Origin of the sequence: Nonomuraea sp. NPDC048882 (assembly GCF_040649755.1) — a bacterium.
GTDB classification, from domain to species: Bacteria; Actinomycetota; Actinomycetes; order Streptosporangiales; family Streptosporangiaceae; genus Nonomuraea; species Nonomuraea maheshkhaliensis.
This window is the reverse complement of sequence record NZ_JBEZGB010000001.1, coordinates 675,234-691,085: the sequence shown is the minus strand read 5'-3', so window position 1 is coordinate 691,085 and position 15,852 is coordinate 675,234. Positions and strand designations below refer to the sequence as shown.

Genomic DNA, 15,852 nt, shown 5'->3' with positions numbered 1-15,852 from the left:
GACGAGCGCGGCGGGGCTCTCGGACGAGTCCTCCGCCGGCTCCGGGCGGCCGGTCAGCTCGGCAGGTGGTGCAGGTCGGCCGGGGCCGGTTGCGCCAGGGCTGGTGGCGCCGGGGCCGGTTGCGGGGCGGCGGGGTCAGGGGCGGGCGGTTCCTCGATCGGTACGTAGTCGTGGCGCATCCCGTGGTCGCCCAGCCACTGCCGCAGCCCGCCCACGGCCTCCGGGTTCGTCGCCACCTGGGCCGCGTACTCCGACAGGGCCACCTCCTCCCCGTCGTCGAACAGCAGCCGCGCCGGCCCCGACCACGACAGCGTCCACTTGGCCTCGCCGAGCTGGATCAGCACCGCCTCCAGCGCCTGCCCCAGCACCCCGGCCAGCAGGGTAGGGGAGGGGTTCCAGCCGCTCTCCAGCAGCTTGGCCTCCAGTTCGGCCTGCCGCCCCCGCGCGATGGCCTCGAACGCCGCGTCCAGGTACGGCCGCGAGGCCCCCATCACCTGCTGCCCGGCCACCGCCAGGTCGTGCAGGGCGTCGGCGTTGCGGCCGGCGTACATGGCGTGCGAGACCAGCTCCTCCCACGGCACCGGCCGCAGCGTCGCCGCCGCGTCGGGCGACCACATCGACTGCTCCACGGCCTGCACCGCCACGTTCGGGTCGATGAGCAGAGTCAGGGCGGAGCGCGGGTCGGGCACCTGCTGCGGCTCGTCGAGGTGCTCGATCGCGGCCAGGCGCTCGGCCATGCTGGGGTGGGAGTCGTACGGTGAGACCTCCTCGGGCTGCTCGCTCAGCCTGGCCAGCTCGGCCTGCCGCTCGGGGTCGCTCATGAGCGCGTGGAAGCCGCCGAACACCGTCGCCGGCCTGGTGCCGCCCGCGCCGGTCAGGATCAGGTAGCTGTCGACGTAGGTCTCCCAGCCGGCCGCGGTCAGGCGGATCTTCCGCAGCGCCCCTGACGTGGCCTGCCGGCCGCCGATCGCGACGGCGAAGCGGTCGGCCTCCAGCTCCTGCTTGCGCGAGACGGCCTGCGAGACCCGGAGGTAGAGCTTGGCGTACCAGGTGAACAGGCGCTGCACGAACGGATGGTTGCGCAGCCCCTGGACGGTGGCGATGAGCGAGACCCGGCCCCGGTAGACCGGCGCGCCCAGGCGCGTGTGGGCGCCGCTGTAGTGGCCGAGCTCGTGCCCGAGCACCGCGCGCAGCTCGTTCACCGTGAGCGTCTGCAGCAGCGGCAGCCCGATGAACATGCGCCGCCGCGTCGCCTTCAGCCCCAGGAAGCGGGTGTCCTCCGAGACGGCAGCGTTCACCTCGGGGACCAGGCGGATCTCGTCGGGCGGGGCCGTGCGCACGCGCTGGGCCAGCTCCTCGACCGTCTGCCACAGCACCGGCTCGTGCTCGCGTCCCACCGGCACGCCGGGCTGCTCGCCGTCACGGCGGCGGCTGACCATCACCAGCGTCCTGACCAGAGCGCCCGCCGCCAGCGTGAGCACGATCGCGAACTTGAGCGCGGTGGCGTGGAAGTCGATGATGAGCAGGACGTCGAGGAAGATGGCGGCGGCCACGATGAGGCCGACCAGGATGTAGAAGCCGGCGAGCAGGGTAAAAGCCAGCACTGCTCGAAACGCTGTCGTCATGGGGGAGGGCTCCCGGGGAAGGGGTTCTCGCGAGGCTCGACACTAGCGGAGACGGGAAACTGGATAAAATCGCTTCACTGATGCCGTACTACGACGAGCATGACCAAGAGCGTTGGGTTCCGGAACTTCCCGGCAATCCGGAACGGTCCGCGTTCGAGCGGGACCGTGCCCGCGTCCTGCACAGCGCCGCGCTCAGGAGACTGGCCGCGAAGACGCAGGTCGTCGGCCCGGGAGAGACGCTCGGCGGCGGCCAGCACATCCCCCGCACCCGCCTGACCCACTCCCTGGAGTGCGCCCAGGTCGGCAGGGAGATGGGCGCCACCCTCGGTGTGGACCCCGACCTGGTCGAGACCGCCTGCCTGGCGCACGACCTGGGGCATCCGCCGTTCGGGCACAACGGGGAGGTGGCGCTCAACGCGCTGTCGAGCTCGTGCGGCGGCTTCGAGGGCAACGCCCAGAGCCTGCGCCTGCTCACCAGGCTGGAGGCCAAGGTGCTCACCGAGGACGGGCGCAGCGCCGGTCTCAACCTGACCCGCGCCGTCCTGGACGCCTCCATCAAATATCCGTGGACCTGCCGCGAATCGCCCAAGTTCGGGGTGTACGACGACGACCTGCCGGTGTTCGAGTGGATCAGGGAGGGCGCGCCGGCCGGGCGGGTGAGCTTCGAGGCGCAGATCATGGACTGGGCCGACGACGTCGCCTACTCCGTGCACGACCTGGAGGACGCCCTGCACTCCGGCCACGTCACCCCCGAGGCGCTCCAGTCGCCGGCCGAACGCGCCCAGGTGTGCGAGATCACCCGCACCTGGTACGCCCCCGGCGCCGACCTCGGCGAGCTGGAGGAGGTCTTCACCAAGCTGATCGACGACCCCCTCTGGCCGCGCCGCTTCGCCGCCACGATCGCCGACCTGGCCGGCCTCAAGGCCCTCACCAGCGGTCTCATCGGCCGCTTCTGCCGCTCCGCGCAGGCCGCCACCAGGGAGGTGCACGGCTCGCGCCACCGCGCCGACCTGGTCGTGCCGCACGCCACCAGGCTGGAGTGCGCGCTGCTCAAGGGCGTCACCGCCCACTACGTGATGACCACCGACGACCATCACGCCAAGCAGGCCAGGCAGCGCGACCTCATCACCGAGCTGGCCTCGCTGATCACGCTCGGCGCGCCGGACACGCTTGAGCCCGCCTTCAGGCCCGCCTTCCTGGAGGCGCCGGACGACGCCGCCCGCGTGCGCGTGGTGATCGACCAGATCGCCTCGCTCACCGACACCTCGGCGGTGAGCTGGCACCGCCGGCTCTCCCACTGACCGATCCACTCTGACCGACCCCCTTGATCAGGCCGTTGATCAGGCCCTTGATCGGGCCTCTGCGGCCGATCTTCTGGTTAAGGCTTCGTCAACGAGCCGGGCTCTCCGGGACGAGCCGCTTTCGCGAGGACCCCCGCCGGGCGGATACTGCGCCCATGGCCACATATGTGATCGTCGGTGCCGGACTGGCCGGGGCGAAGGCGGCGCAGACGCTGCGTGAAGAAGGCTTCGACGGCGAGGTCGTGCTGATCGGCGCCGAGAGCGAACGGCCCTACGAGAGACCACCCCTGTCCAAGGAGTACCTCCAGGGCAGGAGCGAGCGGAACGACATCTTCGTCCACGCCCCCGAGTGGTACGCCGACAACGGCGTGGATCTGCGGCTCGGCACGCCGGTCACCCAGATCGACCTGGGTCACCACCTGGTGCGGCTCGGGGACGGCTCCCGGCAGCCGTACGACAAGCTGCTGATCGCCACCGGCGCCGTGCCCAGGCGGCTGCCCGGACCCGCCTACTACCTGCGTACGGTCGGAGACAGCGAGGCGCTGCGGCGGCGCTTCGCCGAGGGCGGCTCCGTGCTGGTCGTCGGCGCGTCCTGGATCGGCCTGGAGACCGCCGCAGCGGCGCGGGCGGCCGGCTGCGCGGTCACCGTCGTCGAGCCCGAGCCCACCGCGCTCAACCGGGCGCTCGGCCCCGAGCTCGGCGCCCTCTTCGCCCGCCTGCACGCGAGCAAGGGCGTGGACCTGCGCTTCGGCATCGCCGCGGCGGAGATCACCGAGGACGGCGTGCGGCTCAGCTCGGGCGAGCGCCTGAGCGCCGACCTGGTCGTGGCCGGCATCGGAGCCGCACCGGAGGTCGGCCTGGCCCGCAACGCGGGCCTCGACGTCGGCCAGGGCATCCGCACCGACGCCTCCCTGCGCACCTCCCACCCCGACGTGTACGCGGCGGGCGACGTGGCCGAGTTCCTGCACCCGGTGTACGGCCGGCACATCCGCGTCGAGCACTGGGCCAACGCCCTGCACGGCGGCCCCGTGGCCGCGCGGTCCATGCTCGGTCAGGAAGTGGTCCACGACCGGCTGCCCTACTTCTTCACCGATCAGTACGAGCTGGGCATGGAGTTCTCCGGCGACATCGAGGGCCACGACGAGATCGTCTACCGGGGCGACCCCGAGAGCCTGGAGTTCATCGTCTACTGGCTGCGCGACGGCCGGGTGGTGGCCGGCATGAACGTCAACACGTGGGACGTCGTGGACGGCATCCAGGAGCTGATCAGGTCAGGCGCCCAGGTCGACGTCAAGGAGCTGTCGTCGGGCTGAGCACGGTGGCCACCGCCGGCCGGCCGCCTCAGAGTCGTTCGACTTCGAGCACGAGCTTGCCGGTGGTGCGGCCGGTCTCGATGCGGCGGTGCGCCTGCGCGGCCTGCTCCAGCGGCAGCGACTCGACCCGCACCCGGAGCTCTCCGCTCGCGGCCGCGGCCACGGCCCGGTGCAGCGCCCGGCCCGCCTCTTCGGGGAAGGCGGCGGAGAACGCGGCGAGATTGAACCCGGAAACGGTCCTGTTGGTGAACCACAGCTCATTGGCCGAGATCCCGACGTCCTCGGCGCCGGAGGCGTTGCCCATCACCACCATCCGGCCCATCGGCGCCAGCAGGTCCAGGCTGCCGCGGCGGGCCGTACCGCCGACCATGTCCACCACGACGTCGAACCGACCGGCCGCGGCCACCTCATCGCGGAGCACCACCTCGTCGTAGCCGAACGCCCTGGCCGCCTCGATCTTGGCGGGGCTGCCCACGGCGCCCACCACGCGGCCCGCGCCCAGCAGCTTGGCGGCCTGGCCGAGCTGGCTGCCCACACCTCCGGCGGCGGCGTGCACCAGCACGTCCTCCCCGGGCGCGATGCGGGCCACGCGGTCGAGCACGAGGAACGCGGTGGCGCTGTTGGAGGGCAGCGCCGCCGCGAGGCCCAGCCCGAGGTCGTAGCCGTCCAGCGGGGCCACCAGGGCGGCGGAGGTGGTCACCACCTCGGCGTAGCCGCCGCTGCCGACGATCGTCAGCGCGGCGACCGGCTGCCCCCCGCGCAGCCCTTCGACGCCGGGGCCGAGCGCCCTGATGCGGCCGGACACCTCGATGCCGGGAACGAACGGCAGCGGGACGTCCACCACGCCCCGCCGGTAGAGGATCTCGGCGAAGTTGGCGCCCGCGTAGGCCACGTCGATGGAGACCTGCCCCGGTCCTGGCTCGGGAACCTCGACCTCGTCGAGGCGCAGGACGTCGGCGCCGCCGAACTCGGGAATCGTGATCGCTCTCATGCCGTCCATCGTGCTGGGACGGCCTCCGTCATGGCAGTGTCAGCTCATCCTGGGTCTGCCACCACCAGGCTTTCCACCTTCTCCTTGGCGCCGGTGCCGGGACGCGGCGTGTGCAGCACCACGTTGAGGTCGGCGCGGTCCGGCAGCCGCAGCAGCGAGTACTCGAAGGTGAGCTCCCCGGCCTCGGGGTGGGTGATCGCCTTGATCCCCTGGGAGCGGGAACGGACGTCCGGCCGCGCCCACAGCTCGGCGAAGTCCGCGCTGGCCGCGCACAGGTCGGCGGCGATCAGCCCGAAGACCGGATCGTCGTGATATCGGGCCGCGCTCGCACGGAAGTCGGCCACCATGTCAGGGGCGAACTCGTGCCATTCGGTGAACCTGCCGCGGTAGGTCGGGTGGGTGAAGAACGCCACCATGCAGTTCCGTACGTCGTCGTCGAACCCGAACACCCACCTGGCCGCGTCGTTCATCGCCACCAGGTTGTAGTGCCGGTCCAGGACGTGGGCCGGATTGGGCATCCACGCGTCCAGCACCGCGCGCAGCTGCTCGCTCACCGGCGCGCCCGGCCGGCCCGCGGGGTCGGGTGGATTCAGCCCGGCGAGCACGTACAGGTGCGCCCGCTCGGCCTCGTCGAGCCTCAGCGCGCGGGCGACCGCGTCGAGCACGGCATCGGAGACCTTGATGTCGCGTCCCTGCTCCAGCCAGGTGTACCAGGACACCCCCACACCGGCGAGCACCGCCACCTCTTCCCGGCGCAGACCGGGAGTACGGCGACGCCCTCCGGAGGGCATGCCCGCCTCGGCCGGGGTGAGCGCTTCCCGCTTGGCCCGCAGGAACTCCTTGAGCTGGTCACGGCGGCCTCGGCTGGCAGTCACCAGCACACCCTATGCGCCCCGGCCGGCCCTGTTCATCGCACCCCCGGCCGTGCTCAGCCGTGCTCAGCCGTGCTCAGCCGTGCTCAGCCGTGCTCAACCGTGCTCAGCCGTGCTCAGCCGGCCGAGACGCCGCCGTCGGTCAGGGGGTCCGTCGCCGTCGGGTTGCGCTCGGCGTCGCTGTCGGAGCTCCTGCGCGGCCTCGGCGTCTTGGTCGGCTTGCCGCTCTGCGGCGTCGTCGCCTGCCGCGACGCGCACTGCACGGAGCAGGGCGGCGTCTCGCCCAGCTTGCCGCGCAGCTTCATCGTCTCCTCCCGGGGGGAGTACGTGCGGTTGCCCTTCTTCCAGGCGTCGAGGTAGTCCCACGGCTCGACCATGCCCCTGCGCACCCACCAGAAGGCCGGGCCGGTCTTCCACGAGATCGCGAAGTAGAGGTTGGACCCGGTGTCGCGGGCGTTGCCCGTGCGGCCCACCTTGCCCAGCAGCTGGCCCTTCTTGACCTTGGCGCCCGGCTTGACGCCGTCGGCGATCGAGTCGAGGTGGCCGCCCAGGTAGCGAACGCCGTCGTCACCGATGATCGTGACGAACCTGCCCTCGCGGTCGGCGCCCGCGTCGGTGCCCGGCTGCCACCTGTCCTGGGTGTTCACCTCGTCCACGACGCCTTCGACGGGCGCCACGAACGAGCAGCCCTGCGGCGCCCAGATCGTCGTCTTGGGCAGCACGAGCAGCTTGCGCTGGTAGGTGGTCTTGCAGCCCTTCACCGGGAAGGCGTAGCTGTACTTCGACAACTTTGGCGGCGGGACGTTCACCGGGTCGTCGGCCTGGGGCGGCTGCTCGGCCGCCTGCGGCTGCGGGGTCGGGCTCGGGGTCGTGGCGGTGGCCGACGGAGTGCCCGAGACGGCGACCGCGGAGGGCGATCCGGCTACTCCTCCGGCCCCGGCGCCGACGCCCGCCAGCCCGGTGGCCTGGGTGCACGCGCCGGTCAGCAGCACGGCGCCTGTGACGGCCGCCCATCGTCCGATATGCCCCGATCGCATGTTCTCCACCCGTGTCACCGTTTTCCACCGACAACCTTTACCTTTGTAGCCGACCGGGAGCCCCCGCATGGCCGCTTTCCCCCTTTAGCAGCCGAGAGGTAACCTCCGGCTTCCTCCCCGCTCCCCATACCGGGGACACCCGGCCGGTCGGGAACCGTCGGTGGGGCGGAATAGACTTCCCGGCGTGGCTGGCCGGATCCGTGATGTCGACATCGCCCTCGTACGCGAGCGCTCCCCCATCGCCGACGTGATCGGCGAGCACATCCAGTTGCGCAACGCCGGAGGGGGCAACCTCAAGGGCCTGTGCCCCTTCCACGACGAGAAGAGCCCGTCGTTCAACGTCACCCCCGAGCGGGGGATGTACTTCTGCTTCGGCTGCTCCGAGGGCGGCGACGTGATCACGTTCGTCGAGAAGATCGAGCACCTGTCGTTCAGCGAGGCCGTCGAGCGGCTGGCGCAGCGGGCCGGCATCCAGCTGCAGTTCGAGCAGGGCGGCTACGTGCCCAGGCGCGACCACGGCGAGCGGGCCCGGCTGATCGAGGCGCACCGGGTGGCGGCGGAGTTCTACGCCGACAAGCTGATGTCGCCGGACGCGGCGGTGGGGCGGCGGTTCCTGTCGGAGCGGGGGTTCGAGCGGGCCGACGCCGAGACGTTCGGGGTCGGCTACGCGCCGGCCGAATGGGAGGCGCTGGCCCGCCATCTCCTGGGCCGCGGCTTCAGCGCCGACGAGCTGGTCAAGGGCGGGCTGGTCAGGGAGGGGCGGCGCGGCCCGATCGACCGGTTCCGCGGGCGGCTGATCTGGCCGATCAGGGACGCCACCGGCGACGTGATCGGCTTCGGCGCGCGCAAGTTGCTCGATTCCGACGACGGCCCGAAATACCTGAATACGCCTGACTCCCCGCTTTACAAGAAGAGCCAGGTTCTTTATGGAATTGATCTTGCCAAGCGGGAGATCTCCAAGCGCGCGCAGGCCGTGATCGTCGAGGGATACACCGACGTGATGGCCTGCCATCTCGCCGGCGTGCCGACCGCCGTGGCCACCTGCGGCACTTCCTTCGGCGAGGAGCACATCAAGATCCTGCGCCGGTTCCTGCTCGATCAGGCCGAATTCCGGGGCGAGGTCATCTTCACCTTCGACGGCGACGCGGCCGGCCAGAAGGCGGCGCTGCGCGCGTTCGCCGACGAGCAGAAGTTCGTCACCCAGACCTACGTGGCGGTGCAGGGCGACGGGCTCGACCCGTGCGATCTGCGGGTCAAGCAGGGCGACGCGGCCGTGCGCGACCTGATCGCCAGCCGCGAGCCGCTCTTCCAGTTCGCGATCAGGAGCACGATCTCCCGCTACGACCTGCGCAGCAACGAGGGCAAGATCGCCGCCCTCGACGCCGCCGCGCCGATCGTGGCCGGCATCAAGGACGTGGGCCTGCGCAAGCGCTACGCCATCGACCTGGACCGGTGGCTGGGGTTCATGGACGAGCGCTTCGTCATGCAGCGCATCTCCGAGGTGTCCGGCGCCCAGCAGCAGGGCCGGCGCAGGCAGGCCCCCAAGGCGGCCCCGCACGACCCGGGCGTGCGGGTCGAGGGCGAGCTGCTCAAGCTGGCCGTGCAGCGTCCCGCGCTGATCGGGCCGCGCTTCGACGCGCTCGACGCGCAGGCGTTCACCGCTCCTGAGCACGTGATGTTGCACAAGGTCATCGCCGCCGCGGGCGGGCTCGCGGCGGCCGGGCACGGCGGCCGCGAGTGGGTCGATCGGCTGCTGGAGCACGCGCACGAGGAGGGAGCGCGGGCGCTGGTGACCCGGTTCGCGGTCGACCCGATCCAGGCCGACGCCCACGCCGAGGAGCGTTACGCCGGGGCGATGCTGGCCGCCATCGAGGCCATCGCGGTCGACCGGGCCATCGCCCAGGTCAAGTCGCGGATCCAGCGGCTCAACCCGGTGGAGGAGCAGCAGGAGTACAACAAGTTGTTCGGGGAGCTGGTGGCGCTGGAGCAGCAGCGCCGCGTCCTGCGCGACCGCGCCGCCGGCAGCTGACCGGCGACGGCGCGCTGTTCCGCGGCCGGCGGCCGGCCCACGACGGCCCGCCGCGACGCCGCTTGGACGCCCGCCGCAGCGCCTCCGGAACGCCGTCGGAACGGCTCTGCCGGGCCGTCTCATCACTCGCGTTCGGTAACAGTTAGGACGCGATCGCAGCCACAAATCAGGGTGGTTGGCCCGGAAACTTGGCCCGGTCCAAAATCCGCCACAAGGCGAGGACGGCCACGTCGGGGCAGCGAAACGGCGGCGTCCGACCGGGGGGTGTCGCCGGGCGCGTGAATCCAGACCGCGTAATTGACTTTACTTTCCTGATCAAACTCGGGCTAAACCTTATTGCGATCTCAATTCGGTAAGGACGATCGTCTTACCTTCGGTGACAAAAATGGGTCTGCCATTTGATGGAACCAATACTGCAGACTGTCTCCCGTGGGTGCATCGGTGCTGCCAAGCGGACCGCCATCGGTAGATCAGGTGGCGGACCTCGTCGCGAAGGGAAGGGAGCGCGGGAGCGTAACCGTCGATGACGTCGCAGCCGCGCTTGACCGATCCGAGTTGCCGTCCGACGCGCTGGAACGCGTCGTGCGGATGCTCGCCGAGAACGGTGTGGAGGTCCTTGAGCCCCAGGGCGACGAGGAGACCTCCCGCGCCGATGAGGAAGACGTAGGCAAGCGGGCGCCGACCAGTGATCTCGTCCGGATTTATCTGCGGGAGATCGGCCGGGTGCCCCTGCTGACCGCCGAGGAGGAGGTGGAGCTCGCCAAGTCGATCGAAGCCGGCCTGTTCGCCGAGGACAAGCTGGCCAACGGGGTCTCGCGTCTGGCCTTCCCGGAGTTCAGGGAGCTCGTCTGGCAGGGCACCCGGGCCAAACAGCGGCTCATCGAGGCCAACCTCCGGCTCGTGGTGTCGATCGCCAAACGCTACGTCGGCCGCGGGATGTTGTTCCTGGACCTGATCCAGGAGGGCAACCTCGGGCTCATCCGGGCCGTGGAGAAGTTCGACTACACCAAGGGCTACAAGTTCTCCACCTACGCGACCTGGTGGATCCGTCAGGCGATCACGCGGGCCATCGCCGACCAGGCGCGGACCATCCGCATCCCCGTGCACATGGTGGAGACCATCAACAAGCTCGTCAGGGTGCAGCGCCAGCTCCACCAGGACCTCGGCCGCGAGCCGATCCCGGAGGAGATCGCCAAGGAGATGGATCTCCCCGTCGATCGGGTGGTGGAGATCCAGCGCATCGCCCAGGAGCCGGTGTCGCTGCAGTCGCCGATCGGCGAGGAGGACTCCGACCTCGGTGACTTCATCGAGGACGCCGACGCCGTCGTGCCCATGGAGGCCGCGGCCTTCATCATGCTGCAGGACCAGCTCGACGACATCCTGGCCACCCTGTCGGACCGCGAGCAGCGCATCATCCAGCTCAGGTTCGGCCTGGCCGACGGGCATCCGCGCACGCTGGAGGAGGTGGGCAGGGAGTTCGGCGTCACGCGGGAGCGCATCCGCCAGATCGAGTCGAAGACCCTGGCCAAGCTCCGCCACCCGACGCGGGCGCAGATGTTGCGCGACTACCTCGACTGAGCGCGAAGTGCGGGGACGGCCATCGGTCGTCCCCACACTCAGTCCCCAGACTCATGCTCACCGATCACGAACAGCCCTCGAACTGCGGCACCGCGATCGTGGACAGATCAAGCCCGGACCTGCCGAACCACTTGGTCAGCAGCTTCTCGGCCGTCCCGCTCTGGTACATGTCGGTGATCGCGCGGTTCACCGCCTCGCAGCCGGCCACGTCGCCCTTGGCCATCCCGATCCCCGAGCGCTGCTCGTTGAACTGCGCGTTGGCCAGCCGCAGCCCCGAGCCGTCCTCGGCCGCCAGCCCGGCCAGGATGATGTCGTTGGTGGTGACCGCGTCCACCTGCCGGTCCTTCAGCGCCGCCAGGCACCTCTTGTAGTCGGGGAACGGGACGACCTGCGCCGCCACCCCGCGTTCCTCGACGACCCGCTTGGCCGCGTTCGCGCCCTCCACCTCGCAGATCTTGCGGCCCTTGAGCTCGCGCACGTTGGTGATCGTGTCGTCGCCGCGGGTCAGGATGTCCTGGTAGGAGATGTGGTACGGCCCCGCGAACAGCACTCGCTGCTTCCGGTCCTGGTCGATCGTGAACGTGGCCACCACCAGGTCGGCCCGCCCTTGGGAGATCACCTTCTCCCGGTCGGCGGCCAGCACGCCCAGAAAGGAGACCTCCTTGCCCAGCCGGCCGGCGACGTAGCGGGCCACGTCCACGTCGAAGCCGTCGAACGTGCCGCCGGCGCGGAACCCGACCGAGGGCAGGTCCGTCCGCACCGCGATGACGAGTTCGTCCTTGTCCAGGATCGACTCCCGGCCGTTCATCCCGCAGCCCGCGGCCGCCAGGGCGACCAGGACCAGCGCCACTGCCAGCACCCGCTTCACCGGTACTCCTTGAGTCGTGGCCACACCCCGGCGATCACCAGCACCCCGATCGCGCCGATGGCGAACGGCATCAGCCGCCACAGGCTGTCCAGCGCGCTCTCGCCGGTGCCGATCGCCCGCTCGAACACCTTCTGGTGCGAGGCGGCCATGGACTGCAGTGCCTCGTCGTAGGAGGCGAAGGCCGTCATGGTGCGGCCGAGCCGCTCGGCGACCGCCTCGTTGGTCTGGCCGTTCGCGGCGAGCCGGCGGAAGGCCGCGTCGGCGCGCTGGAAGTCCTGGTACGCCCGCATCACCTTCTCGCCCTCCCTGCCGACGAGCTCCGGCCCCAGCATGCCGAGCCCTCCTGTCGAGCCGCTGGACACCCGCTGGTGGTAGGTGCTCAGATTGCCCGCCTCGTAGTAGATGACGGACAGCGACTTGTCCAGGTAGGTGTGCTCGTAGGTGTCGGCCCGATCCTTGTCCAGCAGGTAGCGGCTCTGGTCGCCCTGCATGCTGTTGCTGATCGCCCGCGCCCTGGCCAGTGTCAGCACCGAGTCGAACCCGTCCGATTTGGCCGTGCGCAGGGCCTGGTCGTCCCGGGAGAGCACGTTCACGCCGAAGATCAGCGCGACCGCCGTCGTCACCGTGGCCGCCAGCAGCGCGGGCCCGAAGACCCGGCGGAAGCGCCGGGCCAGGAAGACCTGCAGCCAGATCAGGCACCCCAGCGCGACCAGCCCGGCCACCACCACCGCGAGCCGCACGAGCGGCACCATGAGGCTCTTCTCGTCGGCGGTGCGGCGCACGATCGTGCCGCTCTCCAGGGTCAGGTTGTACGCCTGCGGCAGCAGCACCAGCCGCATCAGGTCGGTGGCCGTGCGGTAGGTGCGCACCACGTTGTCCGGCGGCGGCCCGGCGGCGTGATCGGCCTGGTCGTTCAGCAGCAGGGCCTGCCCGGCCAGCCGCTCGTAGCGGCCGAGCCCGTCGAGCACCGACTGGACGGTCCTGCGCTCGGCCTCGTTGTCGCCTGACAGCTCGAACGCCTCCAGCAGGGCCCGGTGTGCCTCGACCCGCCGCGCGTCGTACTGCTTCAGCGCCTCGGCCCGCTGCGCCTCGTAGTCCTTGCCGATCACGAGCAGGTTGGCGACCTGCGCGTCCATGTCGCTCAGCGCGAGGTAGAGCCCGGCGGTGGCGACGACCTGCGGGCCGGCGTCGCGGCCGATGACGCGCAGCCCGTCGCGGGCGCTGGAGCTGCCGACCGCGAGCGCCGCGAAGAGCAGGGCCAGCGAGGCGACCGTGATGCCGGAGATGACGCGGATCCGGCCCGGCACGCTCCGGCGGGCCGGGGCGGGGGCCGGCCGCACCTGCACCATGGTCACGGCGTGCCCTCCCTGATCGTGATCACGGTCCACGCCCCCAGGTGGATGCGGTCGCCCGGGCCGACCCTGACCGGGACGTTCACCGCGAGGGGCCGGCCGTTCAGCTGGGTGCCGTTGGACGAGCCGGGGTCCACCAGCAGCCACGAGCCGTCCTGCTGGCCCAGCAGCACGGCGTGCAGGTGGGAGACGCCCGGGTCCTCGGGCGGCCCGGCCAGGTCGATCTCGGGGGAGGCGCTCCTGGCCCGGCTGCGCCGGCCGATGCGTACCTGCTCGCCGTGCAGCGCGAACGAGCGCTCGGGACAGTACGGCGGGAACGCCATCGCGGCGGCGTCGGGACCGCCCTCGGCGATGACCTTCTCGTAGTAGGTGCGGTCGGCGCCGGTGACGGCCTCGTATCGTGCTCCCGTGGCGGGCAGGGGGACGGCGGCGCTGTTGCCGCTGTAGTCGTGGCCGCACACCTCGCAGAACTGCCCGGCGCGCGGCGTCTGGCAGACGGGGCACGACTCCGCGGCCTGCCCCTGGGACGGGGATCCGTGCTGGGGCACGGAGTGGGTGACCTGGGGGGACACGGTCTGGGGGGACACGGTCTGGGGGGACACGGCCTGGGGCGGGCCGGCCATCTGGGCGCCACAGGTGTCGCAGTAGTCGTCGGCGCCCGACGCGTGCCCCTGCGGGCAGGTCGCCATCAGCTTCCTTCCTTACGCAGCCGGCTCGTCCGCACGGAGCCGGTGTCCAGCTCGATCTCGTCGGCCTTGTCCACGTTCCTGCGCAGCCGGGCCGTGCCGGTGGCCGGATCGACCTCCACCACCCTCTCCAGCAGCCTCGCGGTGTCCTCCCGGCCGGAGTCGGTGGCGATCTGCCGCGCCTTGGCCAGGCGGGCGGTGGCGGTGTCGACGTCGCCCATGGAACGGGCGTTGAGCCCCTCTTGGATCAGCTCGTGCAGCTCGGCCTGGCCGGTGTAGTGGGCGACCTTCCTGTTGATCCGGGTGGACTGCGCCAGGTCGTCGGTCCACTGGGCCAGCACGTTGCCGGAGGCCACCGTCTCCTGGGTGTCGGGGCGGACGAGCTTGACCCAGCCCGCCCTGATCTCCTGCCCGACCTGCGCCGGGGGCACCTCGACGCAGATGTGGTATTCGCGTTCCTCGGCGCCCCAGGAGCCGGTGGGATAGTCGCCGGTCAGCGGATTGACGTCGGCGCGTTTGCCGGTGAGGTCGAGCAGCGTGGGGGAGACCTGCTTGACGAACTTCAGCCGCGCCGTCTGCGGCACCCACACCCGCAGCGACAGGTCGGCCACCGTCTTGCTCATCGACGTCTGCGTGAGCCTGCGGAAGTATTCCGGCAGGTCACCCTGATTGCGCACGAAGTCGAACGTGCCGAGCAGCGCCTCGGCCACCTTCCGCAGCTCGGCGGGCACCCAGTCGTCGCCGACACCGAGGCAGTCGGCCACGAACTTGCCGCTCCAGCCCGCCAGCACGGAGGCGAACACCTCGGGCCGCTCGTTGTTCTGCCCGTCGGTCATGAGCAGCGCGTGCCTGATCGCCGACGGATGTGCGGTCAGCAGATGACCGGCCAGCTTGAGCCACTCGCCCATCGCGGTGCCGCCGTGCGCGGTCAGCCGGCTGATGGCCCGCTCGGCCTCGGCCCTGGTGGCCGGGCTCGCCTTGACCAGGTTGGCGTGGCCGCCGGGGAAGACGACCCTGGCCGACTCCGTACCGGCGATCACGGCGAAGTAGACGCCGTCGCGCAGCGTCCGCACGGCGGTCGCGGCCGCCTGCCGCGCCTCACGGATCTTGCTGCCGCTCATCGAGCCCGACGTGTCAATGATGATCACCTCGGCCGCCTCGGTGGGCGCGGCCTGCACGGTCGCGCCGCCCGTGGAGCCGCCAGGGGAGGTGACGGTGAGAATGGCGTGCACCTCGCGGCCGTCCAGCGGAAGGTACTTGTTCTGGTCGACGTTCAGCGTGAAAACGGGCTGGTCAGCCATGCGACTCTCCTAGAGGGATCAAAACGATCGTCACGTTGTCCTGGCCACCGGAGTCCAGCGCGTGGCGCAGCATCTCACGGGCCATCTCGATGGGGGTGCCGGTGGCGGGGAAGGCGTAGCCGTCCAGATAGCGCCACAGGCCGTCGCTGCAGACGAGTAGCAGCCCCGGCCGCTGCGGGGTGAAAGCACGCAGGTGGAGGTCCACGTCGCCGGCGTCGGCGCCGAGCCAGGCGGTGATCTCGCCGGTCTCCACCACGTCGTCCTCGGTCAGCAGGTCGCCGCCCGGCAGCAGGTACGCCCGCGTGTCGCCGGCCCAGCCGAGCGTGACCCGGCCGTCCGGCGCCACCGCGGCCGAGACGTACGTGCAGGCGGGGGCGTCGTCCACCGACGTCGCCAGCTTGGCCACGGCCCGCCCGGCCAGCTCGAACGCCTCCTCCTGCGACAGGCCCCTGGCCAGCGCCGCGCCCGCGGTCTCCACCGCCACCGCCGACGCCTCGTCGGCCCTGGGCGAGCTGCCCACGCCGTCGCAGACGACGGTCACCACGGTTCCGCCGGTGGGGCCGCCAATGGGGCTGCCAATGGGGCTGCCGGTGGCACCGCCGGAGAGGTTGCCGGTGGGGTCGCCGGGTTGGCCGCCGGGTTGGTCGCTGGTTCGGCTGCCGGTTTCCAGCAGCGCGACCGCGTCCTCGTTCCGGCCGCGCCGCAGCCCCCTGTCGGTCACCGCGGCGGCGCCGCCGGCCAGCACGATCTCGGCGTGGTCGCGGCCGGTGGGCTGGCGCAGCCCGCACCGCTCGCAGTAGCCCTCCACGTCCACGGCCTTCGCGGCGCAGAAGGAGCAGGTGGGCGCCCCCAGCGCGTGGCCGCACGCCTCGCAGTATGTGTCTCCGGCCACCACGGGA

General features: G+C 71.3%; 13 protein-coding genes. 4 read left to right on the top strand and 9 right to left on the bottom strand.

Features of this window, described 5'->3' with window-relative positions; translation table 11 throughout:
* Nucleotides 1–53: 53 nt before the first annotated feature.
* Complete coding sequence (locus AB0C27_RS02935; RefSeq protein WP_357836882.1) at nucleotides 54–1,604, bottom strand: M48 family metallopeptidase; 1,551 nt, start codon at nucleotides 1,602–1,604, stop codon at nucleotides 54–56.
* Nucleotides 1,605–1,705: 101 nt separating this feature from the next.
* Between AB0C27_RS02935 and AB0C27_RS02930 the strand changes: the two genes are divergently transcribed.
* Both AB0C27_RS02930 and AB0C27_RS02925 read left to right on the top strand, forming a co-directional pair.
* Nucleotides 1,706–2,926, top strand: a complete 1,221-nt coding sequence (locus AB0C27_RS02930; RefSeq protein WP_357836879.1) for a deoxyguanosinetriphosphate triphosphohydrolase — start codon at nucleotides 1,706–1,708, stop codon at nucleotides 2,924–2,926.
* A gap of 155 nt (nucleotides 2,927–3,081) precedes the next feature.
* Entirely contained in the window at nucleotides 3,082–4,239 is a 1,158-nt protein-coding gene (locus AB0C27_RS02925) for an FAD-dependent oxidoreductase (RefSeq protein WP_357836876.1), read from the top strand.
* A 28-nt stretch (nucleotides 4,240–4,267) separates the two neighbouring features.
* On the opposite strand, the gene AB0C27_RS02920 is transcribed toward AB0C27_RS02925, so the two are convergent.
* From AB0C27_RS02920 to AB0C27_RS02910, 3 genes are all read right to left on the bottom strand, one after another.
* Complete coding sequence (locus AB0C27_RS02920) at nucleotides 4,268–5,230, bottom strand: zinc-binding dehydrogenase (protein WP_357836873.1); 963 nt, start codon at nucleotides 5,228–5,230, stop codon at nucleotides 4,268–4,270.
* Between the two features lie 44 nt (nucleotides 5,231–5,274).
* Nucleotides 5,275–6,105, bottom strand: coding sequence for a helix-turn-helix transcriptional regulator (locus tag AB0C27_RS02915; RefSeq protein WP_357836870.1), 831 nt, complete (start codon nucleotides 6,103–6,105; stop codon nucleotides 5,275–5,277).
* Between the two features lie 113 nt (nucleotides 6,106–6,218).
* A complete protein-coding gene (locus AB0C27_RS02910) occupies nucleotides 6,219–7,139 on the bottom strand; it encodes a M23 family metallopeptidase (RefSeq protein ID WP_357836867.1) in 921 nt (306 codons plus the stop codon).
* Nucleotides 7,140–7,323: 184 nt separating this feature from the next.
* On the opposite strand from AB0C27_RS02910, the gene dnaG reads away from it, so the two are divergent.
* Together dnaG and rpoD are read left to right on the top strand one after the other, a co-directional pair.
* Nucleotides 7,324–9,168: a DNA primase gene (gene dnaG / locus AB0C27_RS02905; RefSeq protein WP_357836864.1), complete on the top strand. Its 1,845-nt coding sequence runs from the start codon at nucleotides 7,324–7,326 to the stop codon at nucleotides 9,166–9,168.
* A 441-nt stretch (nucleotides 9,169–9,609) separates the two neighbouring features.
* Entirely contained in the window at nucleotides 9,610–10,746 is a 1,137-nt protein-coding gene (gene rpoD / locus AB0C27_RS02900) for an RNA polymerase sigma factor RpoD (RefSeq protein WP_106235648.1), read from the top strand.
* Nucleotides 10,747–10,810: 64 nt separating this feature from the next.
* Here the strand turns inward: rpoD and AB0C27_RS02895 are convergent, their stop codons facing one another.
* From AB0C27_RS02895 to AB0C27_RS02875, 5 genes are read right to left on the bottom strand one after another with little or no spacing between them, the layout of a single operon-like run.
* Nucleotides 10,811–11,614 carry a transporter substrate-binding domain-containing protein gene (locus AB0C27_RS02895; protein WP_357836861.1) on the bottom strand — a complete coding sequence of 268 codons (804 nt, stop codon included), beginning with the start codon at nucleotides 11,612–11,614 and terminating at the stop codon, nucleotides 10,811–10,813.
* The gene (locus tag AB0C27_RS02890) at nucleotides 11,611–12,969 is read right to left on the bottom strand and encodes a hypothetical protein (RefSeq protein WP_357836858.1); all 1,359 of its coding nucleotides are present in this window, start codon (nucleotides 12,967–12,969) and stop codon (nucleotides 11,611–11,613) included. Before AB0C27_RS02890 ends, AB0C27_RS02895 begins: the two co-directional genes overlap by 4 nt.
* Entirely contained in the window at nucleotides 12,966–13,655 is a 690-nt protein-coding gene (locus tag AB0C27_RS02885) for an FHA domain-containing protein (protein ID WP_357836855.1), read from the bottom strand. Before AB0C27_RS02885 ends, AB0C27_RS02890 begins: the two co-directional genes overlap by 4 nt.
* Nucleotides 13,655–14,953, bottom strand: a complete 1,299-nt coding sequence (locus tag AB0C27_RS02880) for a VWA domain-containing protein (RefSeq protein ID WP_357836852.1) — start codon at nucleotides 14,951–14,953, stop codon at nucleotides 13,655–13,657. The genes AB0C27_RS02885 and AB0C27_RS02880 overlap by 1 nt, the downstream gene beginning before the upstream one ends.
* A complete protein-coding gene (locus AB0C27_RS02875; protein ID WP_357836849.1) occupies nucleotides 14,946–15,845 on the bottom strand; it encodes a protein phosphatase 2C domain-containing protein in 900 nt (299 codons plus the stop codon). Before AB0C27_RS02875 ends, AB0C27_RS02880 begins: the two co-directional genes overlap by 8 nt.
* Nucleotides 15,846–15,852 lie beyond the last annotated feature (7 nt).